The following is a 26294-nucleotide window of genomic DNA, read 5'->3' on the forward strand; positions in this document are numbered from 1 at the left end:
TCGCGTGTGATTTGATGCGCTAGCAGTTGAACGCTGAGGCGTTAGCAACATTCTTGAAAGTCAATCGACTACGAGTATCGCTGTCGTGGCTTTCGCGCTCCACGTGGTGTTCGTTCGCATCATCATATCGAGGATAGTGAGCCGTTTCCGCATACACGGGACGAGCGCGAGCTTCTTGGGCTTTCCGGCGGCGATCAATCGCAAGTAGAACTCGCGAATCTACGCGCCAAAGACGGTCGGTTGGGGATACTATGGGAACCGTAGGTTCGATGTGCCCACGTACCGTTCAAGTTGCCCGCTGGTCCGACACAAGTGGCGCTACAACCGCTACGGTAGCGGTCCGATACCGTACGTGGGCCTCGTTGTGCCAGTTGGCGTGCGTCCTACTGTCGGCGGCGCACCTGACGGGTTGCGCGCCACAGTCTGAGCGAGGCACAGCGTCGGACTCCTCGGCCTATGACATCAACGAAACCGCGCCACGTCCGTCGTTGCGAGCGGAACTTGCTGGGCGTGTGCTCGATTTTCGCGGTGCGCCGTTGGACTCCGAGCGAGTCACCTTGGAAGGTGGAGTAGGCAACCTCGCATACTGGGCAGGGCCCGTCTATTCCGACTCGACGGGAGAGTTTGTGATCACGGTGAACGGCTATGGCCCAGGGTCGGTGGCGGCGTGGGACACCGCCATCATGCGGCCGCGGTTCGCACGCGTCACCTACATGATTCAGTCCTTCAAGCGCTCGTACGGATTCGCCAAAATCGTGGATACCGTGACTCTGCACTTCACGCATCTCCGCGAACCCGTACAGCGTACGCGCATGCCCGATGTGCGGTTGCGTTGACGCCGCGGATCTTCGCTGGGTTACGTGCTCTGCACCTTGCAGGCACCCCCCGCCATGACCTCCGCGGGTGACCCCGCAGTGCGACATGTGAGTTGCCCAACGGATCGTCGCTGCTGGCAGCGGGCGGTATGCGGCAGGCGGCGAGCCGTGCTGGCGCACGTGGTCCGTCCGGCCGCGTTGTGTTTGATGCGCTGCAGCAGAACGCTGAAGCGTTCAGCAGATTCCAACTTACCGGGAACGACATCGAATGACGGGTCGCGACACAAATGACGAGCGTTGGCTCAGCGAGGCCGAGACGGCGGACTTCCTTCGTCGCGCCAGTGAGCTCGACGCCGGACAGGCCGTGAAGCTTCGCTATGTTCGCGAGGCGGCAGTCGAGGCGGGGCTGAGCGTCGACGCCGTGCATGATGCTGCTGAGGAGTTGTTCGAGCACGGGGCGGATGGCACGCCGCCTGACTGGGTTCGCTTCTGTCTGACCGGCGTCCCAAATCGCGCCGGTGCACAGTTCTGGTACCAACTTTTGTGCACGGCCGGTCTGGTCAGCGGTGCCGGCGCGATCCTTCTTCCCTCGATTGTTTCACCTGCGCACGGCTTCGCGGCCGGCCTGTGGTTCATGGGCTGTGCCGCCATCTCGTCCAAGGCGATGCGATGGATGGACAAGCATTCCGCTTGGGACAGACTGACGCGTGAGTGAGCACTGCTGAACAAGACGCTAGGCACCCACGGCGCACAGATTGCCAAATTCATGACAATCGAAAACGCCAACTGATGTGGATGGCGCTCAGCGGACTGGTCGCTCGTAACGCTTCGCCGACCACCAACCGCCGACCGCGCTACGCGCTGCGCACCGACGCCGTCGGGTGTTGGGCATTCGCCGACGTGCCCGGCAGCGGTCAAGGTATGCAGCTCGCCCAGTCGCCGATCCTCGTAAAGTTGGATACCTCGCCCCTTCGCGTGGATATACCGGGCACACGTGTCGTCGATCGGCTCGACGGCGCCGGCCAACCGCTGCGTCGCGTTGTCGAGGGGCTAGGGCTGTCTGATGTGTGGACGGCGGACGCCCTGTCTGACAGGATTCAGGTCCGGTTCAGCAACGGTCTCTATGCGTCGACGTGGGCGCTCCAACTCCCGTCAGGCGGCGGCCGGGTCGATACGATACGCGGGCAGAGCGAGGAGTTCGGCGGCCTATCACTACGTGCTTGATATACGAGAACCGTGCCGCTCGCTTGCGCTTGGTTCATCGTGTACGCCGTGCCCAATGCCGCGAGTAGCCGTGGCGATTTGATTGTCGTGGGACGCAACCCCTTGGTAACACAGACCGCGCCTTTGTGGGTCGACCGCCTACCGGAGTGTCGGCAATTGCGCGGTACTGCCCGGCCGCTGCGGAAAGGCATCGCTTTGGCTTTGCCGCGTAATGAATGGTCCGGGGGCGAGCGGTTCGCTCGTTCAGCGATTCGAGCCGGGGCTTGATGTGACCGTCGTCGATGCGACTGGGTTCGACGCCCTTTCGTTGATGGACTTCGCTTCGCGATATCACGCGGTCGCCGTTCTGGCGCAGGTCGCTCGTTTGGCCGCATGTTGTTTGATATGCGGCAGCAGCATGCCAGGCGAGACTCAGACACAAACCATCCAGACCGGCTAGCCTCATGGCATGTGTGTTCTGCGAGATCATCGACGGGGGTTCACCCGCGAGTATCATCTATCGGGACGAACTCGTGATCGCGTTCATGACGATCCATCCCTCCTCGCCTGGGGAGTGCACCGTCATTCCGCTGGTCCACGTCGACCATTTTACCGACGTCGAGGACCGCACCGCCGAGCGAATCATGCGCGTAGCGCAGCGCATCGGGCGCCGCATGCGGGAGGTGTTTCAACCACAGCGGGTAGGCATGGTCGTTCACGGGTATGGTGTCGCCCATGCGCACCTGATTCTTGTCCCCCAGCACGGTCCGTATGACATCACCTCAGCTCGGTTTGCCCGGGTCGAGAACGGGCAAGTCGTGTTCACGGTTCAGCATATCGCCACCCCCGAACGCCGCGTCCTGGATGAACACGCACGCCTCCTGTCAGGTGTCGAAGCGCAGACTGCCTAACGAACGCTGCGCGTGACCGTGGCGCCGCGGAACGCGCGATTCGCAGGAGCAATGACCGTGTCTTGGAGTACGTCTGACGGACAAACGTGGTGCGGAAGCGCCTGTCCTGAAGTCGTTACCGCCAGTCATCGGCGTAAGCCGGTTTGAGATTCGCCGATAGCGCGACTGTTCGTATGGTCTCCAATCCCGTTGGTTAGGTAGGCCGCCCGCTGCCGAGCGTTGGCGGTAGCGAGCACCTCAACCATTTGAGCAAATCAGATGCGTTCATTGTGGCGTGGTGATGAGTTCCTCGGGCGGATCCATCCCGAACTGCCGGGCGATGGCGACGATACACTCTTTGGCATGCTGGATCCGTCCGCGGCATTGCTACCAGGAATTGCGATCACCCAACAGACCATGCGTGATTGGCCCGGGACGCCCGTCTTTCAGCACGTCGACAGTCACGCTGCCGTTCGCGCGCATGCGCATCGCGAGGAGATGTCCGATGGGAGCATGCAACAGCGTTGCGAGGACGCCGGCGTCAGCTTCAGCGGGTGGTGCGTTCTTGTGGGCCTCGCCACGCCGTCGCGCGAGGCTCGCTAACGAGCGCTGTGCAGTCAAAACGTAGGCGATGCGCCACATCGACGGTCGCTGGCCCATCGTGAATTACCACTACTCTGACCATGCGGACTATCGATGACCCTGACGCTGTGGCGTGGCAACCAGCAGCTCGGAGAGCTCCGTTCACGCGCCCAGCCGGCGGTTGCGCGTCCGCCGTCGCGCCCAAGACCGCCATCCCTCTCCGCGTTTCTCATCCCTTCGGGAGCGGGCGCGCCACTGGACGGCGTTTGGCAAAGCGTCTGGCCACGGGAGATGGGCGTTGGAGTCCAGCAAAGTCCCGTTGAAGTGGACATCGTAGCCGAGCGGGGAAAACGCTTCGCGACGCGCGTCACCAATCCCGGACCGGTGGCGCTGGAGCCGATGTCGGCGGAAGCGGTTGCCGGTGTGCCTTGGGAGCGACAGCTGACCGTTCGTGCTGCCGATGGCGCGGTCTATCTGCCGAGTCAGATTCTGCTCCAGGAAGTACGTTACGAACCGGCACTGTACGTCGCCGCGTTCCGGGAGGCGCCGAGTGAGGCCCTGGTCGACGGCAGCGTTTGGTGCGTGTTCATCGCGTTCGCCTCAGACACCGAATCGCCAGCGATCTAGCGTTGCGTGGGTACTGACGTCGGCCGTTGAGGTAGCGCCGTCGCCGCCGCCACGGCGGTATCGAAGTAGAACGGCTGGCAGGTGATCACACGGCCGCGCGGCCATGTCCTGAAAGCCGGCCTTCCCGCGCCACGTGCCGCCGAACGGGAGTGACGCGGCCACGTGCACCGGTACGTCATCGTGCAGCCGTGTGAGCACGGCCTCGAAGTCGCCAGCGGCAACGGCGGCGTAGATCTCTCGCACGATGGCGACGGCGGACAAGGATGGTGTCATGTCGGGGATGGATGAGAGTGCGTATCACGCCGCTAAGGCAATCCAGCCCACACCGATCACGACACTCAGCATAGACGAACCACCGAGGAGGATGCGGTGATGCACGACCGCGCGCGTGGTTCCGGCGAGGTGCGCGAACAGCGCCATCGACGCGGCAGATCCCGCGCCGAATGCGCTCAGGAAGAGCAGTTTGCCCGCCAGTGTCGGAATGAAGAGCGACGGCAAGACGCCGACCAGCTGCGCACTGCCGGCAATCCCATGAAACAGACCGACATGCATCGCCGCGCGCGACTCATGTCGATGGTCATGGCGAGTCGGGTGCGTTCGTGCGCGGAGTTGCATCAGACCCCAGATGCCAAGGATGATCAGCAGCACGCCCACCGCTCGCTCGGCCACCATCGAAATCGTCGCGATGGGAAAACGTTGGCCGATCACGATAGCTGCCGCGCCGACGAGCCCCGCTCCGGATGCATGGCCCAGTCCCCAGCTGGCACCCACGACCACCGCGCGCTGCTGCGCGGCGACGGCGAGCGGCAAGATCGCGGCAATATGGTCCGGCCCGGAGATGGCGTGCAGGCAGCCCGCGCCGATGCCGCTGAGCGCGACCAGCAGCACGCCGCTCATCCGGTGCGCGTGTCGTGGCGATCACTCATTGCGCGTCGGCACGGCGACGCCGGGTCCACCGGGCAAGGGTCGTGGCGCCGGTACCCACGGCCAGCTCGCACGGAGGTCGGCGAGGGGGGCGATGGCGGTATCCATTGGCCGGCCGAAGACGGCAGAGTACACCACCGCGCCGAAGTCATCGTGCAGCGTGCGGCCGTTCACGCCGGCGAAGTCGAAGCCGCTGGGTAGCGTGGCGTCGAACGGAATCACATCCGGCAACAAGCTGCGCGCGACCCTCGTCGCGTAGCCAGCTGGATCGGGCACGCGACCGACGTTGGCCGCGACGATCGAGACCACGCGCTCGACGTCACCGCTGAAATCGCGGACGTCGTGCTCGGGCATCGACTCGTTCATGGCGCGCGACCGTTCCGGATGATCGACGAACGTGGCCGCGAAGTTCGGCCGGCCGCATCGCGAGACTTGATGCCAGTGCCCGTGGTCATTGGCGGACACCGCGGAATTGAAGTGCAAGCGCTGGCCGAGCAGCGCGATTGGCAAATCGGCGACGATCGCCAGCACGTTCGTAGCGGCCGTCGTGACCTGACCGTTCGAGAAGCTCGACACGGGCGGGCTGCCACCTGCCAGCGCCGCGTCCAGGAACCCCTTCGCGGCGACAGCGTCGAGCCAGAATGGATCACCGGCTTCACCGATCCAGATGCGCGCGCCCGGCATCGACAGGGTGATGGTGTCACCGACGGCGCCGGATCCGATCACCTCACCTATCGCGTGATCGTCGTTCGCCGCGGCGCCCTGTAGCCACCGCACCTCGACGCGTTGCGGGGCGTCATCCCCCGAAAAAATGCAGCGCAATACCCGATCCGGGCGAAGGTCGCCGTCGGTATCGAATCGCATATCGTAGGCGGCGGTCGGACGGAACGTCCGCCACTGGAGCTGGCCGTGATAGGGTGATGGCAACCCTGCCAGTGGGCTGACGCAGGTGATGGCAACGACCTTCGAGCGATCGGCGGGATCGTGGAAGAGGAAGTTGTCGGTGATGTTGATGCGGCTGTCCGCGCGCGCTTCCGGAGAATCGAAGTGATGTGACATGGCGCTACGGTATCACCGCTCGACAAGGCCGTCTTGGACAAAAGTCGCACGCGGCGGTCAGCGCGGCTGAGTGCCCGAATAGACCATGCGGCGGTAGGCTGCCGGCCCCACGCCCGTGATGCGCCGGAACTGACGGGTGAGGTGACTTTGGTCGAAGAAGCCTACGGCCGCGGCGGTGTGCACGGGTGATCGCCCGGCCGCGAGCAGCTCGCGCGCGCGTCGCACACGGACGTGCATCTGGTACTGATGTGGCGTGACGCCCAGTTCGCGTGCGAACGACCGGATAAGGTGCGCGCGTGACAGTCCGGACACGGCGGTCAGGTCGGCCAGCGAAAGCGCGTCGCCGGATCGATCCTCAATGAGGTCGCGCACGCGCCGGATCGCCGGCCGATCGGCGGGCATGGCCGTCCACGAGAGGTTCAGGTCGGACGCCAGCGCACTAAAGCAGCACTCGATCGCGGTCTCCAGCGCCAATGGCGGATCGCCGGCGTCGATGCCCGCGAACAAGGCACGCAGTGCGTGGCGAAGCACCGGCGCGCCACTCGTACTGCTACGCAGATGCGGCGTGGCACGCACGCGAGCCCGCTGCGCGATCGCGTCCGTGAGGACCGCGGGATCGCACGTCAGCGACCGCGTGCGCGCGACGGCGGAGTGTCGACGGGTGACGCGGCGGAACTCTCCCGGGTCGGAGAGGACGACGACGCCGGGATGCACGTGCTGAGCGCTTCCGCGCGCCCGCAGGTCCGCCTCGCCGTCGAGCACGAGGTTCATGACGAATCCCGGCGCCAGCCATCCCGGCGGCAGGGGGCCGGAGTGCGTCAGTTCGCAGACTTCGATGCGACGATCGCCCGTCGGCACGACAAAATGCGATTGATAGATGGGACCGCGCTCCTCTCGAGGTTAGACCGGGAGCCAAGCGGCCGCCGGACGGCGTTGCTCGCTGTGTCTCAGGGGTCGGGCATGAATAGATCAAGTCCCTCGGGCGAGCGAAACCAGTAACCGCCCGCGGCTCGCCGTCTGCCTTCGGCCAGCCGCGCTTCCTCGGCAGCACGCGCCGCGGAGCGGTTGCGCCGGTTCGCATCCGAAATCTCGGCGTTCACCCATCCGGAACCGACGCCATGCGGCAGCGGCACGAGCCCCTGCTCCAGCGCGTCGCCGACTTGCCGCCAATATCGCTCCCAGCTGTTTCGGGCCGACTCGCGCGCGGCCCGGATCGCCGTCGCGTTGCCGCGATAGTTGGTCTGCCACAGCTGATGCACGCGATCATGCGCCAACCGACACCCCTCGGAGACGTCGGTGCGGAAGTAGCCACCGGTGCGCGCGCGTGCCGTCAGCCGCGCGTGTGGATTAATGTTCGGGAGATTGAAGATCCACGACGTAAGAATGCCACTCGCATCGGCGATAAAGAACAGCTTCTTGTTGTTCTCGCTCACATCTTGCGGCACGCGAAAGGTGGCCACCAACACCGCGGCCGCGATGCCCGCCGGGCCAGCCATCTCACCGATCGTGGTGGCCACCACGCCGGCCGACGCCCATCCGCCGATGGCAGGGATAGTGCCCAGCTCCGTCGCGGCTGCCACCAGGAATCCGAACGCGGACGCTGCATCACCGGCTATGCCAATGAGCGTCAAGGCGACGTCGACATAATTGCCTTCCCGCATCTGACGTATCAGGTCGGGAATCGCGAACGGCGTCATCACCGGCGGTAGTCCGATGCCTCCGCCTTCGAAGGCCGCATTCCGCAGCGACACGAACATCTGCAGCACGGTCGACGCGGCGCCTTGATCGGCCGGTGTGGACAGTGGAATTCGCCGCAGCAATTGCTCGACGTCAGCGCGCGTAGTCATACGGGAGAAGCTGCGCCTGGGTCAGCGAACTGGCAAGCATTGACGGCGTGAGCCCGACGCCACGATATCCCGACTGCGTAGCTGCCGGCATGCCGCTCATCCTGAGCCGGCAGGACGTTCTCGCGGGCCTGCCGATGGGCGCGTGCATGCGCGTCATCATCGACTGCATCCATCAATGAACCGCTGGCGAAGTCTCTGAGAGCGAGTTTCCGTCTCACCAGACCCATGCTACCGACCATGCCTTTCGCCGAATCATGGTGGCGCCGTGCGACGCGGCTACTGACGTCTTCACTACTGCTCGGCGCGTGTACGCGGCAGGCTCCTCTCCCACCGCTCCAGAACGCTCCTGACGTCTGGATTCGCGACGTTCACGTCATCGATCCGGTCAGCGCCGGTATTCGGTACCATCACGCCGTGGGTATTGCTGGCGGGCTGATCCAATCGATCATTCCGTCGCGCGACATTCCACCCAACACCAGCGCGCGCGTGATCGACGGGGGCGGAACCTTCGCCATCCCCGGATTGTGGGACGCCCACGTTCACCTGCTGCAGAGCAATGACACGGTAGCAGAGCGGGACGCCGGCGTGATGCTGTCGTTCGGCATCACGCATGTGCGTGACATGGGATCATCCCTCGACGCGCGGAAGCGATTTCTGGCGCGGATCGGGTCGCCGGGCTTTGCCGCGCCTAGCATGATCGGCGCTGGTCCAACGGTGTGGGCGTTCTCGCTCCTTCGATCGCGTGATCGCCGCGCGCTTTCGCAAATCCGGTGAATCGATTCCGGCCATCTACGCAGCGTTTGCGGCCGCCGTGGACACACCGGATTGCCATGCTCGACTCCGTCGTGCGGCGGAGGCGGGATTGGTGCTTACACCGACACTGGTCGCCACGTATATGTCTCACGCTGAGGCGAAACGCCTGCTTGGTGTTCTTCCCGCGAATCAGCGCAGCGGATGTGACTTGTATCTGCGGCAGTTCGACGGCGTGAGCGATGTCGTCCGCGCACGGATCCTGGAAGCCGGCCGGCGCCTTGTCGGCATGGTCGTCGCGGCTGACGTCCCACTGCTTGCAGGGACCGATGCACCGACGTTCTGTGCCGCGCCCGGCGAATCGCTGGTACTCGAGCTACAGATGCTTGCGGATGGAGGGCTCTCGCCGATCTCGGTGCTGCAGGCCGCGACGAGTCTTCCCGCCAGAGTGTTCGACGCGGAGGAGCGCTTCGGCGTGCTTGCTGTCGGCCGACACGCTGATCTGGTGCTGCTCTCCGAGAATCCGCTCACGACCGCGCGCGCGTATGTGCATCCCGTCGGTGTCTATACACAGGGTTACTGGTATGACGCTGGTGCACTGGCGGCGTTACGGCAGCGGCAGTGAGGCAGGTGCGGCTCTACGGTTCGAGTGACGATGCTTCCGTCGTCGCGCGCCGGTGGCGTACCCCAGACCCACACGTAAATTTAGCGATCCTCACCACTCGGGTCGCCGTATATGTCCAATGGATAGCACGCTTACGCCCGGAACCGTCCTCGGCCCGTACCAGATCGAAGCCCTGATCGGCAGCGGTGGAATGGGCCACGTGTACCGCGCGCTCGACCCGCGCCTTGGTCGGCACGTTGCCATCAAGACGCTTCCCGCGGCGATGGTGAGCGACCCGGTGCTCGCGCGTCGATTCGAATCCGAGGCGCGTACGGTGGGCGCACTCGACCATCCGAATCTGCTTGTGGTGTACGACGTGGGCCGTGCGGGTGACATGCCGTACATCGTTTCGGAACTGCTGGAAGGGGAGACGATACGTGACCGGCTGCGTCGCGACGGGGCGCTGCCCGCGCGTACGGTCGCACAGCTGGCGGCGCAGATCGTGGCAGGACTCGAGGCGGCACATACGCGCGGCATCGTGCATCGCGACCTCAAGCCCGAGAACCTGTTCCTCACGCGCGACCGTCGTCTCAAGATTCTCGACTTCGGCATCGCCAAACGCGTGAGCGGAACCGATACAGCGACTATCGCGGCGGCCGAGTCACTCACGGTGACGGGCATGATCGTCGGCACGGTGGGTTACATGGCCCCGGAGCAATTGCTTGGTGAGAACATCGACGCGCGCGCCGACATCTTCGCGCTCGGCGTCGTGTTGCACGAGATGCTGACCGGAACACCGCCGTTTCGGCGCGCGACATCGGTCGCGACGATGAACGCCACGGTCAGCGACGAGGCGCCGGTGTTGCCGACCTCGGTGCCGTTCACGTTCTCGCGCATCGTGCAGCGCTGTCTGGTGAAGTCGCCTGAGGATCGCTTTCACTCGGCGCACGACCTGGCGATCGCGCTCGATATCACGGAGTCGACTGACCACACCGCCCGTGTATCATCGACACCGGACACAAATCCAGCAGCCGGTGAACGATCGCGCGGCGCGGTGTCCCGTCGCGCGGCCATCGGCTACGGGGCGGCTGGCGTGCTGCTCGCGACGACGGTCGTCGGCGGTGGCATGTACCTGCGCCCATCGGCAGCGACCTCGTCGTTTCGCCGACTCACGTTTCGACGCGGCGTCGTACGTTCCGCGCGCGTCGCGCCTGACGGACAGACAATCCTGTTCGGCGCGCTCTGGGATGGCGATTCGTGCCGCGTACACACGACACGCGTCGATGGACCCGAGTCTCGTGCCCTCGACCTGCCCGACGCAAACGTGCTGGCGGTTTCGCGATCAGGCGAGCTGGCGGTCGCACTTGGCACGCATCGCGACGGAATCATCACGTACGGTACGCTGGCGCGCGTTCCACTCGCGGGCGGGGCGCCGCGCGAATTGATCACCGATGTGAAGTTCGCCGACTGGTCTCCGGATGGATCCGAGCTCGCGGTCATTCGCAATGTCGATGGGCGCGACCGACTCGAATTCCCGATCGGCAGATCCCTTGTCCAGCCGCGCACGGGCGAAGCAACGGGCCTCGGCTTCGTCCGCATTGCGGCGGACGCGCAGCGCATCGCCTTCGTGCAGTATCAGTCACCCGGTTCGCTCGTGGGGCGGGTGTGCGTCACCGACCGCGCGGGCAAGGTGACGTCACTGACGCCCGAATATCTCAACATTCACGGCCTCGCTTGGCGTGGTGACGAGATCTGGTTCACGGCGTCCGACGACCGGCCGTTATTCCGTGCGCTGCGTGCCGTCACTGTCGGTGGCGCACCGCGGGTCGTCGCGCGCTTCCCGGGAAACGTTACGCTGTGGGACGCTTTCCCGGACGGCCGCGTGCTGCTCGCTCAAACGGATGATCGCGCCGTGTTGGTGGCCCGGCGGCCCGGCGATGTTGCGGACCGCGACCTGTCGTGGCTCGATGCCTCGTGGGCCGCGGACATCTCGCGCGACGGGGAGGTGATTCTGTTCTCGGAGACGGGACAGGGTGCCGGGCCAGATGGCGGTGCGTATCTTCGGCGAATCGACGGCTCGCCTGCCGTGCGCCTCGCATTGGGTGAGGGGCTCGCGCTTTCGCCGGACGGGCGCCTCGCGCTCTGTACCCCCGCGTACACCACCGTCGTGGGCGGAACCGCGCCATATATCGAGCTGGTGCCGACCGGTGCGGGCGAGACGCGTCGGATTCCCGGAAATGGGCTGTTGTTCACCGGCGCGCACTGGCTCCCGAATGGAGTTGGTGTCGTCGTGTCGGCGACGACATCGGGCCGAGCACCGCGTCTATACCTCATGGACGTCGGTGGAGGCACGCCGGTGCCCATTACGCCGGAGGGCGTCGCGGAGTGGGCGGTGTCGCCCGACGGGGCGAGCGTCGCGGTGCGCGGCGTTGGGCAGGGGATCACACTGTATTCCGTGGCGAACACATCGAGTGCATCCACGTCGCGGCTGATTCCCGGCACCGCAGGCGGCGCGACGCTGATCGGCTGGGTGAACGACGGTGTGCTCATCTTGCGAACGAACGATGCGACGGCGAAGCCGGGCGATGTGTGGCTGCTCGACCCGGAAACGGGTCGACAGTCGGCCTGGGCCAACATCATGCCGACCGACGGCGCAGGCGTCATGGCGTTGATCAGCTTTCGCGTGACGCCCGACGGTCAGTCGCGCGCGTACACGTGGCATCGCGCACTGAGTGATCTGTATCTTGCGGACGGACTCGCGTAGGCACCAGCGCCGGGTGTGCAATGACGATCGTTCACTCCGTTCTCTCCACCGGATGAGTCCGGGCGCGTTTCTCAGTTCGTCGTGTAGGCCAATGCCATCGGAGGTTAGGTCATGCGTGTGAGTGTCCTGTGCATTGCACTGCTGATTACATCGCTCCTCGTCTCGCCAGTCAAGTTGTTCGCTCAGGACTCCGTCGAGGCGAAGCGCATTGATTGGCTGCTCGGCGCCTCGGTTGGTGTGCCAGCGTACGACGGCGAGATGGCGGCGGAGCTTCTCACACTCGGGGTTCACTTCACGCAGTTCCGCGTGAACCGCGTTGGTGCCGATCTCTCGCTCGGCACGGTACCGCGCTTGCTCGGCAATGGGGTCGTCACGTTTGGTGCTCGCGCCGGTGTCGCACTACCGCTGGCACTCTCTCCACGAGTGCTGCTGCTACCCTCTGGTGGCCTCAGCCTTCTCGGCGCCTTTGGTGCCGGGGGCGGCGGAGGCACCTCGGGCTTGAACGCGGGCGTTGCCGCTCTGCTGCTCCGCGGGAACGCCATCGGATTACGCACCGGCGTCACATGGCATCGCTTTCGAGACGCTAGCGGGGCATTGTTGCTGTGGGAAGTGGGATTCGTTCGCGGCCAACAGCAACGCTGACGTTCAGCGCGACAAGGATGACCGAGTGGCCCGCGCTAGTCCGCTCGGGCAGCGATGTGTCTGGACGGCCTCTGTTCCCGCGGTGTAGGTTGAAGGGGTGGATTGAGGTGCCGATCCGCCCTGAAGTTCTTCTCAATCATCGAGCTGGCCCGGCGAGAGAGGCAGTGACGCGCTTCATGCACCATGACGAATCGCATGACTGATATTTCCGAGCACCTCTCTGCTGCACTCGTCAACCGCTACCGCATCGAGCGTCGACTCGGTGAGGGCGGCATGGCGACGGTGTATCTCGCCGAGGATCTGAAGCACGATCGTAAGGTGGCGTTGAAGGTGCTGCGGCCGGAACTCGGCGTCGTGATCGGCGCCGAGCGGTTCCTGCAAGAGATCAAGACCACCGCGCGACTCCAGCACCCGCACATTCTGCCGCTCTTCGACAGTGGCAGCACGGTCGCGGCATACGGCGGCGGTACGGGACTGTTGTACTACGTCATGCCGTACATCGAAGGCGAAACGCTCAGGCAGAAGCTCGAGCGGGAACAGCAGCTCGGTATCGACGAGGCACTGAACATCGCCACCGAGGTACTGGACGCGCTCCAGTATGCGCACGAGCAAGGGGTCATTCACCGCGATATCAAGCCGGAAAACATTCTGCTGCGCAACGCTCGCGCGTTTGTCGCGGACTTCGGTATTGCGCTGGCGGTAAGCGCTGCCGCCGGCGGCCGGATGACGGAGACGGGTCTGTCGATGGGTACGCCGCACTACATGTCGCCAGAGCAGGCGACGGCGGACACGCACATCAACAACCGATCCGACATCTACTCGCTCGGCTCGGTGCTGTTCGAACTGCTTACCGGCGAACCGCCACACACCGGCCCATCAGCGCAGGCGATCATTGTGAAGATCGTCTCGGACGTGGCGCGACCGGTCAAAGAGTTACGTAAGGCGGTGCCGCCGCACGTGTCGGCCGCGATTGCCAAGGCATTGGAGAAAATTCCGGCTGATCGGTTTGACAGCGCCAAAGCGTTTGCCGACGCGCTGCGCAATCCGGCGTTCACCTGGCCCGTCGCGACTGCGGCGACTCTCGGCTCACCGGCACCCGCTTCACGTCGCGCCCTGGTGCCCGCCTTGATCGCCGTAGCGCTGATGTCCATGGCGTTGGCGGCGTGGAGCTGGGCGCGCCCCAATCGAACAGCGTCGGTTGCGCGTTACACCACGTCGCTCGGCGTTCCCGGCACTCTTGATGGCATCACGTTCGGCGTCGAGGCGGCGCTCTCCCCTGATGGCGCGTCGTTGGTGTTTCGCCGTCCGCTCACGGGACCGGGGCAACTGTACATCAAGCGTCGCGACGAAGTCGTCGCGCGTCCGCTGACCGGTACCGAGGGCGGGACGGGCCCGTTTTTTTCACCCGATGGAGCATCGATCGGATTCGTGGCGAACGGCCAGCTGCGGCGCATTCCAATCGCCGGTGGCGCACCGCTCAAGCTCGAGGACTCCGTCGATTCGACGTACAATCGCGGCGCGTGGCTGGAAGACGGATCGATCGTGTACTATGACTCGCGGATGCGTACGCTGCGCCGCCTCGGTGCGGGCGACGGGGCGTCGAAGGTGATCGTCAGACCCGAGGCGCTCGGCGGGCGCTTTCCGTGGTTACCGAGCCCGCTGCCCGACTCGCGCGGCGTGTTGTTCACGGCCCATCTCACGCTGTGTGTTGGTCCGGTGAGCTGTCGGCCGAGTGGCGTGTACGTGTACGACGCGCGCCGCGATACGGTTCGCGCACTCTTCGAAGACGCCATCGGTGCGTGGTACATACCGACGGGACACGTGCTGTATCTCACCAGCGGCGGCACGCTCATGGCCGTGTCGTGGGACAACTCAGCGCTCAAGCCGACAGGGAAAGCGGTGGCGGTGCTCGATGGGATTCAAGCGCCCGGGTTCGTCATTTCAAACGACGGGACGGCGTATTATCTGCTCGGTCGCTCGGAATTCGCACCAGGTCCGGTACCAAATGCGAGAGTGGTGTGGGTGGATCGCACCGGAAACGTCGAACCGGTGGATTCCACGTGGCAGGTGAACACGGGCGGCAGGTACACCGGGGAGGAGGAAACGGATTGGGGTCTTGCCTTGTCACCCGACGGCCAACGCCTCGCGCTCACCATGCTGACGGATCTTGGCACGGATATCTGGATCAAGCAGCTCCCGAACGGGCCGGTGTCACGACTCACGCAGGATACCGGCGCGGAGCGAATGCCCGCGTGGTCGCCCGATGGACGAACGATCACGTTTCTTTCCGATCGGCCCGTGGCGACTGGTTCGGCGTCGAAGGTGAACCCCTTTACAACATGGGAGCGGGCCGCTGACGGCACCGGCGAGCCCACACGCGCGACGAGACCCGCGTTGGACAGCATCGCGCGCACGTTGGTGGCACAGGGATTCAAGGCGACAGGCGCGGTGCTGTCGCCGGATGGGCGTTGGCTCGCCTATGTGTCGAATGAGCAGGGCCCTAACGAAGTGTTCGTCCGTCCGTATCCGAATGTGAACGGCGGCAAGTCGCAAGTCTCGAGCGGCGACGGCAGTGCTCCACTGTGGTCGCACAGCGGACGCGAGTTGTTCTACACGGCCAACGGTAAGATGCACGTCGTGAGCATCCAGCCGGGGCCCACATTTTCGGCGGCGCCACCGCGCGCCTTGTTCACGATTCCGGTCGACATCCGCTCGGGATCTCCCCTTCGCGGTACGTTTGCCATCTCGCCTGATGATCGACGCTTTCTCATGGTGCGCGACAACAAGTGGGAAGACATGGCAGGAACGCCTACGCTCGTGGTCGTGCAGAACTTTTTCGAAGAATTGCGCGCAAAGCTGAAACGATAGCGGCTACCACGCGCGCGCCCGTCGCCAATCCCACGTTCGCGCCCGTGTGCTCGACCTCGACCGTGCCCTCAGCGAGTACGCCCAGCGCCAGCAATTCGCCTTCGATCTCGCGCATGGACGATGGTCGGTCTGCCCGCTTCTTCGACAGCGCGCGTTGGATCAGCGTAACGAGTGCGTCTGGAAGGTCGGTGCGAAAGTTGGGTAATGGAGTCGGCTCAGCGTGCGTGATCCGTGCGAGGAGCGCGGCGCCGCGCGCGTGAAAGGGACGTGCGCCGGTGAGCATTTCGTACAGCACCACGCCGACGGCCCACACGTCGGTGCCGGCATCGATGCGTTCGCCGCGCACCTGCTCCGGACTCATGTAGGCCGGCGTCCCGAGCAATCCCCCTCCACTCAGCACGATCGCCTGATCCAACAGCTTCGCGATGCCGAAATCTAAAATCTTCACCACGCCATCCTGGGTGATGAACAGATTTGAAGGCTTGATATCGCGATGGACGATCCCCGCGTCGTGCGCTTTCGCAAGTCCGCGAGCGATCTGCACTGCGATCTCGACGGCATCGGGAATGGCCAGAGGTCCGCGCGCGATCCGTTCGTGCAGCGTTTCACCGATATAGAGCGGCATCACGAGAAAGCGCTCGCCACCGTCTGTGGTGCCGATCTCGGATACGGTGCAGATGTTCGGATGATCCAGCGCCGCTGCCGCCCGCGCCTCCGTTTCGAAGCGACGTTGTGCGTGACGATCGTTGGTGAGATGCGGTGAGAGGAACTTGAGCGCAACCGGTCGCTGGAGTCGCGCGTCGAAGGCCTCGTACACCACGCCCATTCCACCGTGACCTAAATGCGAGACAATCCGGTATGGCGTGATGGTGCGACCAACCAGCGTACTGGCTTCCTGATCATGCTCGCCGTCGCCCGGGCTGGTACCGCCGATGCGTAGGCCAGCCGCGAGCGGCGCGATGTCGGCTGCCAGCGCATCAACGGCTCCGGTCCGATCGTGGGCGGCAAGCAGCGACGTCACTTCGCGTCGCAGTGCTTCGTCACCCGTACACGCCTGGTCAACGAATGCACGACGAGCCGACCCGGTGCGCTCGAGCGCGCCGCCGAGCACCGCTTCGACGCGCTGCCATTCACCAGTCGGCAATTTTTCGATCACGGCAAGAGCTCGCGATTCAGAAACGCACGCGCTACTGCCCATTCGCGCTTCACCGTGGCCGTAGACAGCTCGAGCGCCTCCGCCGTTTCGTCGACGCTCATGCCTCCATAAAATCGGCACTCGACCACGCGGGCCGTACGGGCGTTGCGCGCCCCCAGTCGCTCGAGCGCTTCATCCAACGCCAGCAGGTCGTCGCTCCGCGATACCGCGAGGGCAACGGCGTCATCGAGCGGTACGGCGACCACACCGCTGCCGCGTTTTTGCGCCCGACGGGCGACGGCGTAGTCGATCAGAATTCGACGCATGGCCTGTGAGGCTGCCGATAGCACGTAGGCCCGCGAGGGCCATCGAATATGCTCGAGTGCGGCTAATTCGAGATACGCCTCGTGCACCAGTCCGGTGGTGTTCAGCGTGTGCCCGGTGGTCTCCTGCCGCAGATGCCGGTGCGCTACTCGACGTAGCGCCTCGTAGGTGGCGGTGAAGAGATCCGGCAGGGCCTCGTGCGCGCTCGGCGTCGGAATAGGCGAATCCACTCCGCAAGATTGGCCCCGCGCAGAGTTCCGGCAAGATCGATGATCCCGTATGGACAGCTTTTCGGCTTCTCCTGAGTGACCACCTGCATTCGCTGGTGGATGGTATCGACGAACCACTTTTGGAGAACCGTATGCGTTATTCCTTTCTCGCCACCGCTGCCGCCCTCGTGAGCGTCGGCGCGATCACGATGACTGCCTGCCGCGACGACGCGCCGACGGCCGTCCGAGCGGCTGATGCCCCGTCTGTGGCACTCGCACGCGCTTCGTCCCGCATGGGGAGCAGTGCCGCGCCCGTAGTGTTGCCCCCTCGCGACTTCGCGTCAGAGGTGCTCAGTCGCGGCCGTTTCGAGGACGAATTGAACGTGCAATTCCGGATCAAGGACGGCCGTGCTACCGAGGTCGCGCACGTGACGGACCCCTCGGACATGGTGCTCGCCCGCGTTACGATCAAGCCCAACAGTTCCATCCCATGGCACACGCATCCCGGACCGGCGATGGTCACCGTGACCTCCGGAACACTGGTGTTCGTAGACGGCGAGACCTGCGAGGCCAGAACCTACTCCGCCGCTGACCCGAGCCAACCGAAACCCTCGTTCGTTGATCGGGGCCAGGGACACGTGCACGCCGCGTACAATCCCGGGGATGCGCCCACCGTCCTCACGGTGACCTACCTTGGCGTGACCGGGCCTTCTGCCTTGATTCTGGCGACCAATCCGGGCTGCTGACCCGACAGGCATCGACGAGGAGAACGCTACAGCCCGTGGGCCACCACCGGGTGCCGTTGAAAGGCATCGGTGGTGGTCAGCGGTAGCGGCCACGACCGATGTATTCGCGCCGCCAGTGACACCGCCGCCCCTCGCGCGCGACGTCGCGCGCCGAGCGTGACATATGTCAGGACTGACATACGCGCGGTGCTCGTCAGGTCGTTAGGGCGACGTTGGGTGGGCGCTTCATGCGCGCAATCGAGTACAGATACGCGAGCGCCACGACGCCACAGATGGCGGTGATGCGGTACGGCGCCGGTGCAAGCGCGAACGCAGCATAGCACCCGACCGCGCGCGCGAGCGCGTGGCGTAGTCCCACGGCATCGTCCGCGGCCCAGCCGTATGGGATCCAAATCACGCCCGTGAGAATCGCCATCCCAAGGACGACGAGGGCGGGCTCATGCGCCGCGCGGGCACCGAGGATCACCAGCGGAACGGTCACGCCGATGCCCGCAATGGAGGCGAGGAACAGCTGCACCAGGGGATTGCTCGTGCCGCCGGCAAAGAGCGCACGACCGCGGAGCCGCTCCAACAAGAAGGCCAGCGGCAAGATCATCGCCATGATGTACAGCGCGAGAGTACCGCTGATCCGCGCCGACACGGTCAGGGCCACCAGCCCGAGGCCACTCCACGCAATCAGGCCAGCCACTGGCATGGATGGGGTACTCGTGCGCAAGAAGTCGGCGCGCAAATCGCGCAGGGATTGGGAATCGTTGGCCATAATTGTAGGCGCGATGGAATGAAGAACATGACGGGTGGGCACTGACGGGAGGCGCAGCGCGCCACGATGTGTGCCTCATGTGCAGCGTACTGGCGCACGACGACTTTGGTTTCAGTGTGGCAGGAAGCCGAGTTCCTGCACGATCGCCTCTGGCCCTCGGCGCGAACGCCCATCCCCTGTTTCCGATATCTATGCCGGCGTAGCTTGAGACATGACCCTCATCCTCAGCCAGCAGGACGTTCGCGAGTGCCTGCCGATGGACGCGTGCATGCACGTCATGCGCGACACGTTGGAGGCGCTCGCCGTTGGTGACGCCGTGCAGCCGCTCCGATCGGTCATGCGCGGTCCGGAGCAGACAGGCGTCCTCGGCGTCATGCCCGGATGGCTGCCCGGGCTCGGCGTGATGGGACTGAAGGCGGTGAGCGTGTTCTCCGGGAATCATGCGGCCGGGCTGGAGTCGCATATCGGTGCCGTGCTACTTCACGAAACGCAGCATGGGCAACTGATCGCGATTGCGGATGCGTCCGAGATCACCGCCATTCGCACCGCCGCCGTGAGCGGCGTCGCCACGCAGGCTCTCGCCCGTGACGACGCCGGCGATCTCGCCATCCTGGGCGCCGGTACGCAGGCGCGCACGCATCTCGAGGCGATGCTGGTCGCACGCCCCTTACGACGGGTACGCGTGTGGAGCCGCACGCGTGCGCATGTCGACGCCTTCGCCACGTGGGCGGCGCAACGCTTTGGGGTGAAGGTCGAGGCGATGCCGTCGGTGCGCGATGCGGTCCACGAGGCGGACATCATTTGCACCACCACGGCATCCCGTGCGCCGATTCTCGAAGGCGCGTGGATCGCGCCCGGTGCGCACGTCAACGCCGTGGGGTCGAGCGTCGCCTTTGCGCGCGAGCTCGATACGGCAGCGGTCGTCGCGTCTCGACTGTTCGTCGATCGGAAGGAGTCGACCATCAACGAGGCGGGCGACTATCTCTTCCCCCTTCGCGAGGGTGCCATCACCGAGGCGCACATCGTGGGTGAACTCGGCGACGTGCTGCGTGGCGTGCTGCCAGGACGACGCGACGCTGCCGAGATCACGCTGTTCAAGTCCCTCGGATTGGCCATCGAAGACATCGCGGCGGCGCAGCATGTGTACGCGCAGGCGAGAGCGACTGGGCGCGGCGTGACGGTGCATCTGGGCGGCAGGCGGTGAGCGAGCCGATGTTCGCCGATCTCACGCTGGCCCATATCGAGGCGGCGCGCGATCGCGTGCGCGGCGCGGCGGTTCGCACACCACTGGTGCGACTGCATGTGCCGCTCGACTACGACGGCGCGCCGCAAGAGATCTGGCTCAAGTTGGAGAACTTGCAGCCGATCGGCGCATTCAAGATTCGCGGCGCCGCGAACGCGATCGCGATGGCCACGGAGGCCGAGCTCGCGCGCGGCGTGTATACCTGCAGCGCCGGGAACATGGCGCAGGGCGTGGCGTGGATGGCCCGCGAACGTGGTGTACCATGTACCGCCGTGGTGCCGGATCACGCGCCGCAGACCAAGCTCGATGCCATTCGCCGGCTCGGCGGAGACGTCATTCGCGTGCCGTTCGCCGAATGGTGGCAGGTGATGACGTCGCACCGGTACGAAGGCATGGACGGGCTGTTCATCCATCCGGTGAGCGATCCACGCGTGATGGCGGGGAACGGCACGATCGGGCTGGAGATTCTTGAGGATCTCCCCGACGTGGACGCGGTGGTCGTTCCGTATGGCGGAGGCGGGCTGGCCTGCGGTATCGCGACCGCCCTGCGCGCGCTCCGTCCCGGGGCGAAGACGCTGGCGAGCGAGGTGGAGACCTCGGCGGCGCTTGCGGCCGCATTGCAGGCGGGCGAACCGACGACGATCACCTACACGCCGAGCTTTGTCGATGGCATAGGCAGTAGTCGCGTGCTCGACGACATGTGGCCGCGCGCGAAGGCGCTGCTGGATGGATCGTGCGTCGTATCGCTCCACGACGTCGCGGCGGCCGTGCGCTTGCTCGTGGAACGCAATCGCGTGGTGTCGGAGGGCGCCGGCGCGTCCTCGGTGGCGGCGGCGCTCGCTGGGATGGCCGGCACGGGTAAGGTGGTGTGTGTCTTGTCTGGTGGAAACATCGATCGCCACACGTTGAGCGGAATTCTCACGAGCGACGCGACGATGTGATGCGAACGCACAGCGCGAACGCACCATATACTCGTGTCTGGCGGCCCGTCAGCGCGTCGATTGCCCGACCGCTTCCTCGGCGCGGAACCGCCACGCTAGATGCCGCTCGGCGGCATCGCGTTTCCGGAACTCACCCGGCGACACACCGACCAGCTTCTTGAACGCCTTCGAGAAGCTGAATGCATCGCGGTAGCCGACATCGGTAGCGACGCGCTCGAGCGTGGCGTCGCTCTCGGTCAGCAGACGCATCGCGCGCTGCATGCGCACCGTGCGCAAATACGAGAGCGGAGTGTCACGCATGCTGGCGCGGAATCGCAACGCCAGGACGCTGCGCGATACGCCCACTTCACTGGCGAGCATGTCGAGCGTCCAGTCGCGCGCGCTCTCCGCGTGTATCGCTTGTACGGCCTTGCGGACGGCAGTATCGCCAACCGCATGCATCCAGCCGGCGCCCACGGCATCATCTCGGGCCACGATCGTCCGCAGGAGATAGGTGAAGAGCACATCGAGCAGCCCGTGCACCACGGTACCGCGTCCGAGCAACTCGCTGGCGCCCGCCCCGTGCGTGGACTCGTTCGTCAGCATCGCGACGGCGAGACTCAGTGGCTCAAAGCGCGGCGACTCGTCGGTGCGCAACACAAACCACTCCGGCAACTCGCTGAAGAAGGGATGCACCGGCGTGTTCCAGAGCTGATAGGCACCGCTCACCAACGTTGGCGTGCTGCCATCGTTTGCGGCGACTCGTGCCGGAGTGACGTCCACGTCGACGTTATCGACGGGCATTCCGCTCATGTGCGCACTGGTTGAGAGCCAGTGCGTGCAGCCCCGACCCATGACGGCGATGTCCCCCGCCGCGAGTCGTATCGGCGTGGGAAGTGAAGGCGCATGGAGGTAGACGACTCCTTCGAGTACAACGTGGAAGCCGAGGCTGCGATCACAAGGAAAGGCCAGCGTGCGGCCGGGAACCAGCCCACGCCTGTTCACCAAGCGCCGTCGGAGTCCGGAGTCCCGGAAGAGTTCGGAGAGAATGTCCATCGCTTAAATATCCGCTTCGTGGGACTCAAAGACAATAAATACGGACTAATCGCCATGTTTAGTCCCGTTTTGACAAATAGCATTCGCATCACACTCTAACCCAGATGCCCTCCATGTCCACAATCCTCGTCCTTGGCGCTGCCGGCAATGTCGGTAGCGAACTGTCCCGCCTGCTGGCCGCCGCCGGCCACAACGTCCGTCGCGCCACCAGCCGCACCGCCGGCGACGGGCAGGTGCACCTCGATCTCACGACCGGTGCTGGGCTCGACGCAGCGCTCACGGGCGCCGACGCCGCATTCCTGCTCGCTCCGCCAGGCTACACGAATCAAGATGCACTGCTCGGTCCGGTCATCGACGGCGCGAAGAAGCACGGTCTCAAAAAAGTCGTCCTGATGACGGCGATGGGAGCTGACGGCGATCCCAATGGCGCCATGCGCAAGGCCGAGCTGATGCTCGAGCAATCGGGGCTCGCGTGGAACGTGATCCGCCCGAACTGGTTCATGCAGAACTTTCACACCTTCTGGATGGGCGGCATTCAGCAGGCGAATGCGATTTTGCTACCGGTCGCCCAAGCGAAGGGGAGTTTCATAGACGCCCGTGACATTGCTGCTGTGGCCTCGGTGCTGCTACAGGGGCGAGGCTTCGACAATCAGGCGTTCGACCTCACGGGCTCCGAGGCGCTCGACCACGACGAGGTCGCGGCGATTCTTTCACGCGAGACGAACCGTTCGATCCGATACGAGGAAGTCACGACGGACGCGATGCGCGCTGGCCTGCTCGGTGCTGGCGTACCCGCCGACTACGCGGAGTTCCTGTTGGTGATTCTCGAGTACTTCCGTCTGGGCTACTCGGAGCGCACGACTGATAGTGTCCGGACTATTACAGGCCAAGCGCCACGTGGCTTCGCGCAGTACGCTCGGGACTACAAGGCGGAGTTCGCGCTACCGAAGGCGTTGTCGTAAGCACGGATTCGCATACGGGCCGAGCGCTGTTGAAGCACGCCAGTCTCGTTGACGGCATCGCGTTCCAGGTCCGCCGTTCCTGCTCGATCGCCGGCGACCGGCGCGTAACGAGAGCGCCAGCGACGATCTGACGCAAATCCACAGAGCGAACGCGCCATACACGCGTTCGCTCTGTGAATCACACTCGACAAGGTGTCGCTCAATCAATCACAGTGGCTTCTGCCCAATGACCGTCACCGGTGTCGCCGTCGCGTCGGTTCCGGCAGCCGTCGCACCATTGCCCAACTGTCCCGTGTCATTGCGCCCCCAGCACTTTACCGTGAGTCGATCGGCCGTCACGGCACAGGTGTGCGAGCCGAAGCCGGTGGCGATACCCGACGCCGCCACTTCGGCGGCGGTGAGGCCTGCAACGCGCGCCGGGCGAATCACCGCGACTGACGCTGCTTGCCCAACTTGTCCATTGCCATTCATCCCCCAGCACCACACCTCGGAAACCGTCGACAGCGCACAGCTGTGATTCGCACCGATGGCAAGCGACTTGAGCGCCGGCACGCCTGACAGCGGGCTTGGATTCGACGACTCCGCCGTGCCGCCGTTGCCGAGCTTCCCGCCATTGTTGCCCCAGCAGAAGCCCTGGCCAGCGGTCGTGAGTCCGCAGCTGTGAATCTGTCCGGCGCCGACCTGCGCCCAGCTGCGACCGCCGGCCACGAGCGACGGTACCGCGCTGAACGTGTTGCCGTACGAGATCGACTTGGCGTCGCCGAGGTTGCCCCAGCCATTGTAGCCCCAGCAGTAGGCTTGGGCCCCCGTCGTGATGCCGCAGGTGAACGTGGCGCCCACCGTGAGCGACGCGAATTGCATCGTCGGCGCGACGGCCACCGGCGCTTCACTCATGGCTGGTGCGTTCATGGCGAACTGCCGCCAATCGTTGTGCCCCCAGCAGTACATCGCACCGGCGCCGGTGAGCGCGCAGCTGTGTTCGGAGCCCACGGCAATGTCGGTGAACGCCAGACCACCCGCCACCGCTACCGGCGTTGCACTCTGCGCGATCGTGCTCACGCCAAGTGCACCCCAGCCGTTGCCGCCCCAGCACCACGCCTTGCTGTTCACGTCGAGCGCACAGGTGTGCCGACCGAAGCTCGCCAGCTTGCGCACACGAATTCCGTCAGGTCCCGTGTTCGGTACACGCACCGGCGACGAGGAGATCACATCAGCGCCCAGCTGTGCCGCGCCGATGCGCCCTTCGTTGCCATTCTGCCCCCAGCACCACACGATGCCGCCGCTGGCGATATCGCACGAGTGCTGCGTGCCTGCCACCAGCGAGCGATACTTGATCACGATGACGCGTGACGCCGAACCGTTCTTGCCTTCGCTGGTCGCGGTCACCGTCACGGTGCCACGATCGAGACCCGTGAGGACGCCGGTCACACTATCCACCCGCGCCACCGCCGGGTTGGAAACGCTCCACCGTACCACCCGGCCGGTGAGCAGCTGCTGATTCGCATCGCGCAACACCGCCACCAGCGGAAGCGCATCCCAGGCCTCAAGCGTATCAAGCGCGGTGTTCACCGACACAAAGGCCACCGGCACATTCACCACGACGCGCGCGCTGCGGCTCTTCCCCTCACTCGTCGCCGTTACGAGCGCCGAGCCACCCTGCAACCCCTTCGCCACACCCGTCACGGAATCGATGCTCACGATGGCCGGCGCGGTCGAGCTCCACCGTACCACCCGATCAGACAGCGTGGCACCCAGATCATCCTTCACCTGTGCCGTGAGCGTCACCGTGGCACCAAGCAGTACATGCGTGCTGTCGGGTGTGATCACCACGGTGGCGGCCGGCACCGGCTGCACGATCACCGCGGCCTGCGCACTCTTCCCCTCGGCCGACGCCGTGATGACCGCGCGCCCAGGCGCCACGCCGGTCGCGACACCGACCGCATTCACGCCCGCGATCTCCGGAGCTGCCGTGGTCCATGAAATGACACGTCCGTTCAGCACATTGCCCACCGAGTCTCGCGCTACGACCACGAGCTCGCGTGTCCGTCCGGTAAAGACGTTGGCTGAGTCCGGAGTCAGCGAAAGCGACGCGATCGAAGCGACTGGCGGTGGAGGCGGTGGAGGTGGCGGAGGCGTTGGACGCGGTGCGGGCGAGGTCGCGCTATCGCTGCAGGCGGCGAACACGATCATACTGATCGCGTAGGCGACGTGCCGAGGGGTGAATCGCATGGGAGGATGCCTCAGTGAATTGGAATGGTCAGTTCTTCTGCGTGAGTTGCGTCAGGGCAATGCGGTACTCGTTGGCTGCCGCGTCCCACGCGATGCGATACGCCGCGGGGTACATGCCGGCCGGCGACGCCTGCGCGCCCATCGGGAGCGGGATCACGCTGTCACGTTGCGCCGCGGTCGCGGCGGTGCGACGGCCGAGAATGAAATCGCGCGTGATCATCGGCTCGACGAAGGTGAAGCGTCCGTTCCACGAGCCGTAGATGAACGTCGTCGTGAAGGGCTTCGCGAGTTCGGGATGGCCAAGCAACGCCTGGATCTCCGGCGAACGCACGTCGATCCAATGCACACCCATCTTTGGCACCGCCGGCGTGGGCACATTCGGTGGTGTCAGCGTCGAGTAGAACTGCGGCACCATCGCGGCCGGCGGCAGGTTGTCTGCCTTCTGCTGGAACTGCGCGTCGGTCGGCAGAATCAGATCACGCTCGGCCTGCGTGATCGTGTAGAAGTGGAAGTCGAAATGCGGAATCGTATAGATGCCAGGGATCTCGTGCCCCTGCGGATTCCAGTCGAGCTCGAGGAACTTGAACGGTGTGCCGTTCTGCTGCGGCATCGGCAGGATGTATTCGTGCGAGTCCACATGTTCGTGCCCGTCGCCGCCACCTGGCGGCATGTTCATCGGTGCGGGCAGTCCTTCCAGCGCGGCGGGCGAGAGCGCCACGCCGAGTTCGATGGCGCGCCCCTGCTGCCGCTTGTCGAACAAGATGTACGTGCGCGCCGTGCCATTGCCGAGGGTCACGGACACGCCATACTGACGCGACTCGCCGGTCGGCAACGTCACTACGTCGGTCGGTCCGGCCGGCGACGCCGACTGCTCGTCGGAGCATGCGCCGACGGCGGCGCACGTGAGGAGCGCCACAATGGCGGGCGCTGCGGAGAATGAGAATGAACGCATGAGAAACTCCAGTGCAGGTGATGAAGACGAAAGTGATTTCACGCTTCGCTACGGTGTATCGCGTGACGTGGAGACAGCTTCGTCGCATCGCGCACTTCGCACATGGGTCAGGCGCACCGGGTCATTCGACATGGGTCATTCGTCTCGGGTCGTTGTACCCGCGTGCGTACACCGCCACGCGCA

27 protein-coding genes and 1 pseudogene are annotated in these 26294 nt (G+C 65.0%); 15 read left to right on the forward strand and 13 right to left on the reverse strand.

Going from position 1 to position 26294, the window contains the following annotated elements:
- Positions 1-60: 60 nt before the first annotated feature.
- Positions 61-219: pseudogene (locus HKW67_RS19250) on the reverse strand (IS110-like element ISEc32 family transposase); the annotation flags it as partial.
- A 338-nt stretch (positions 220-557) separates the two neighbouring features.
- Here HKW67_RS19250 and HKW67_RS19255 point away from each other — a divergent pair.
- The 6 genes from HKW67_RS19255 to HKW67_RS19280 all read left to right on the forward strand — a co-directional run bounded on the left by HKW67_RS19255 (position 558) and on the right by HKW67_RS19280 (position 4117).
- Positions 558-836: a hypothetical protein gene (locus HKW67_RS19255; protein WP_171226930.1), complete on the forward strand. Its 279-nt coding sequence runs from the start codon at positions 558-560 to the stop codon at positions 834-836.
- A gap of 343 nt (positions 837-1179) precedes the next feature.
- Positions 1180-1530: a hypothetical protein gene (locus tag HKW67_RS19260; RefSeq protein WP_171226931.1), complete on the forward strand. Its 351-nt coding sequence runs from the start codon at positions 1180-1182 to the stop codon at positions 1528-1530.
- A 74-nt stretch (positions 1531-1604) separates the two neighbouring features.
- Positions 1605-2039 carry a hypothetical protein gene (locus HKW67_RS19265; RefSeq protein ID WP_171226932.1) on the forward strand — a complete coding sequence of 145 codons (435 nt, stop codon included), beginning with the start codon at positions 1605-1607 and terminating at the stop codon, positions 2037-2039.
- 443 nt (positions 2040-2482) lie between these two features.
- The gene (locus HKW67_RS19270) at positions 2483-2929 is read left to right on the forward strand and encodes an HIT family protein (protein WP_230981067.1); all 447 of its coding nucleotides are present in this window, start codon (positions 2483-2485) and stop codon (positions 2927-2929) included.
- A 258-nt stretch (positions 2930-3187) separates the two neighbouring features.
- The gene (locus HKW67_RS19275) at positions 3188-3511 is read left to right on the forward strand and encodes a hypothetical protein (protein ID WP_171226934.1); all 324 of its coding nucleotides are present in this window, start codon (positions 3188-3190) and stop codon (positions 3509-3511) included.
- A 303-nt stretch (positions 3512-3814) separates the two neighbouring features.
- The gene (locus HKW67_RS19280; RefSeq protein ID WP_171226935.1) at positions 3815-4117 is read left to right on the forward strand and encodes a hypothetical protein; all 303 of its coding nucleotides are present in this window, start codon (positions 3815-3817) and stop codon (positions 4115-4117) included.
- On the opposite strand, the gene HKW67_RS19285 is transcribed toward HKW67_RS19280, so the two are convergent.
- The 5 genes from HKW67_RS19285 to HKW67_RS19305 all read right to left on the reverse strand — a co-directional run bounded on the left by HKW67_RS19285 (position 4091) and on the right by HKW67_RS19305 (position 7947).
- A complete protein-coding gene (locus HKW67_RS19285) occupies positions 4091-4390 on the reverse strand; it encodes a nuclear transport factor 2 family protein (protein WP_171226936.1) in 300 nt (99 codons plus the stop codon). The genes HKW67_RS19280 and HKW67_RS19285 overlap by 27 nt on opposite strands.
- 24 nt (positions 4391-4414) lie before the next feature.
- Entirely contained in the window at positions 4415-5014 is a 600-nt protein-coding gene (locus HKW67_RS19290) for a hypothetical protein (protein ID WP_171226937.1), read from the reverse strand.
- 21 nt (positions 5015-5035) lie between these two features.
- Positions 5036-6100, reverse strand: a complete 1065-nt coding sequence (locus HKW67_RS19295) for a DUF4331 family protein (RefSeq protein WP_171226938.1) — start codon at positions 6098-6100, stop codon at positions 5036-5038.
- Between the two features lie 57 nt (positions 6101-6157).
- Positions 6158-6958, reverse strand: coding sequence for an AraC family transcriptional regulator (locus HKW67_RS19300; RefSeq protein ID WP_171226939.1), 801 nt, complete (start codon positions 6956-6958; stop codon positions 6158-6160).
- A gap of 89 nt (positions 6959-7047) precedes the next feature.
- The gene (locus tag HKW67_RS19305; protein ID WP_171226940.1) at positions 7048-7947 is read right to left on the reverse strand and encodes a hypothetical protein; all 900 of its coding nucleotides are present in this window, start codon (positions 7945-7947) and stop codon (positions 7048-7050) included.
- 414 nt (positions 7948-8361) lie between these two features.
- On the opposite strand from HKW67_RS19305, the gene HKW67_RS19310 reads away from it, so the two are divergent.
- The 5 genes from HKW67_RS19310 to HKW67_RS19330 all read left to right on the forward strand — a co-directional run bounded on the left by HKW67_RS19310 (position 8362) and on the right by HKW67_RS19330 (position 15575).
- On the forward strand, positions 8362-8721 hold the full coding sequence (locus HKW67_RS19310) for an amidohydrolase family protein (RefSeq protein ID WP_171226941.1): 360 nt from the start codon (positions 8362-8364) through the stop codon (positions 8719-8721).
- On the forward strand, positions 8690-9322 hold the full coding sequence (locus HKW67_RS19315) for an amidohydrolase family protein (RefSeq protein ID WP_171226942.1): 633 nt from the start codon (positions 8690-8692) through the stop codon (positions 9320-9322). Before HKW67_RS19310 ends, HKW67_RS19315 begins: the two co-directional genes overlap by 32 nt.
- 118 nt (positions 9323-9440) lie before the next feature.
- Positions 9441-12065 carry a serine/threonine-protein kinase gene (locus tag HKW67_RS19320; protein WP_171226943.1) on the forward strand — a complete coding sequence of 875 codons (2625 nt, stop codon included), beginning with the start codon at positions 9441-9443 and terminating at the stop codon, positions 12063-12065.
- Between the two features lie 111 nt (positions 12066-12176).
- Positions 12177-12707 carry a hypothetical protein gene (locus tag HKW67_RS19325; protein ID WP_171226944.1) on the forward strand — a complete coding sequence of 177 codons (531 nt, stop codon included), beginning with the start codon at positions 12177-12179 and terminating at the stop codon, positions 12705-12707.
- 195 nt (positions 12708-12902) lie between these two features.
- On the forward strand, positions 12903-15575 hold the full coding sequence (locus HKW67_RS19330) for a protein kinase domain-containing protein (RefSeq protein ID WP_171226945.1): 2673 nt from the start codon (positions 12903-12905) through the stop codon (positions 15573-15575).
- Here HKW67_RS19330 and HKW67_RS19335 read toward each other — a convergent pair.
- On the reverse strand, positions 15517-16731 hold the full coding sequence (locus HKW67_RS19335) for a serine/threonine-protein kinase (protein ID WP_171226946.1): 1215 nt from the start codon (positions 16729-16731) through the stop codon (positions 15517-15519). The two genes, HKW67_RS19330 and HKW67_RS19335, sit on opposite strands and share 59 nt — an antisense overlap.
- Positions 16728-17264, reverse strand: a complete 537-nt coding sequence (locus tag HKW67_RS19340; protein WP_171226947.1) for an ECF-type sigma factor — start codon at positions 17262-17264, stop codon at positions 16728-16730. The genes HKW67_RS19335 and HKW67_RS19340 overlap by 4 nt, the downstream gene beginning before the upstream one ends.
- Before the next feature lie 131 nt (positions 17265-17395).
- Between HKW67_RS19340 and HKW67_RS19345 the strand changes: the two genes are divergently transcribed.
- Positions 17396-17989, forward strand: a complete 594-nt coding sequence (locus tag HKW67_RS19345) for a cupin domain-containing protein (RefSeq protein ID WP_171226948.1) — start codon at positions 17396-17398, stop codon at positions 17987-17989.
- 26 nt (positions 17990-18015) lie between these two features.
- On the opposite strand, the gene HKW67_RS19350 is transcribed toward HKW67_RS19345, so the two are convergent.
- Positions 18016-18168: a hypothetical protein gene (locus HKW67_RS19350; protein WP_171226949.1), complete on the reverse strand. Its 153-nt coding sequence runs from the start codon at positions 18166-18168 to the stop codon at positions 18016-18018.
- A gap of 14 nt (positions 18169-18182) precedes the next feature.
- On the reverse strand, positions 18183-18749 hold the full coding sequence (locus HKW67_RS19355) for a DUF7010 family protein (RefSeq protein WP_171226950.1): 567 nt from the start codon (positions 18747-18749) through the stop codon (positions 18183-18185).
- A gap of 211 nt (positions 18750-18960) precedes the next feature.
- On the opposite strand from HKW67_RS19355, the gene HKW67_RS19360 reads away from it, so the two are divergent.
- Positions 18961-19953 (forward strand): ornithine cyclodeaminase family protein, encoded by a 993-nt coding sequence (locus HKW67_RS19360; RefSeq protein ID WP_171226951.1) that lies wholly within the window; start codon positions 18961-18963, stop codon positions 19951-19953.
- A complete protein-coding gene (locus HKW67_RS19365) occupies positions 19950-20933 on the forward strand; it encodes a threonine ammonia-lyase (protein ID WP_206044503.1) in 984 nt (327 codons plus the stop codon). The genes HKW67_RS19360 and HKW67_RS19365 overlap by 4 nt, the downstream gene beginning before the upstream one ends.
- A gap of 48 nt (positions 20934-20981) precedes the next feature.
- Here the strand turns inward: HKW67_RS19365 and HKW67_RS19370 are convergent, their stop codons facing one another.
- Positions 20982-21968 (reverse strand): AraC family transcriptional regulator, encoded by a 987-nt coding sequence (locus tag HKW67_RS19370; RefSeq protein WP_171226952.1) that lies wholly within the window; start codon positions 21966-21968, stop codon positions 20982-20984.
- A gap of 113 nt (positions 21969-22081) precedes the next feature.
- Between HKW67_RS19370 and HKW67_RS19375 the strand changes: the two genes are divergently transcribed.
- On the forward strand, positions 22082-22930 hold the full coding sequence (locus HKW67_RS19375) for an NmrA family NAD(P)-binding protein (protein ID WP_171226953.1): 849 nt from the start codon (positions 22082-22084) through the stop codon (positions 22928-22930).
- Between the two features lie 207 nt (positions 22931-23137).
- On the opposite strand, the gene HKW67_RS19380 is transcribed toward HKW67_RS19375, so the two are convergent.
- On the reverse strand, positions 23138-25159 hold the full coding sequence (locus tag HKW67_RS19380; RefSeq protein WP_171226954.1) for an RCC1 domain-containing protein: 2022 nt from the start codon (positions 25157-25159) through the stop codon (positions 23138-23140).
- A gap of 28 nt (positions 25160-25187) precedes the next feature.
- A complete protein-coding gene (locus HKW67_RS19385; protein WP_171226955.1) occupies positions 25188-26111 on the reverse strand; it encodes a DUF5602 domain-containing protein in 924 nt (307 codons plus the stop codon).
- Positions 26112-26294 lie beyond the last annotated feature (183 nt).

This window comes from Gemmatimonas groenlandica (assembly GCF_013004105.1).
Lineage (GTDB): Bacteria > Gemmatimonadota > Gemmatimonadetes > Gemmatimonadales > Gemmatimonadaceae > Gemmatimonas > Gemmatimonas groenlandica.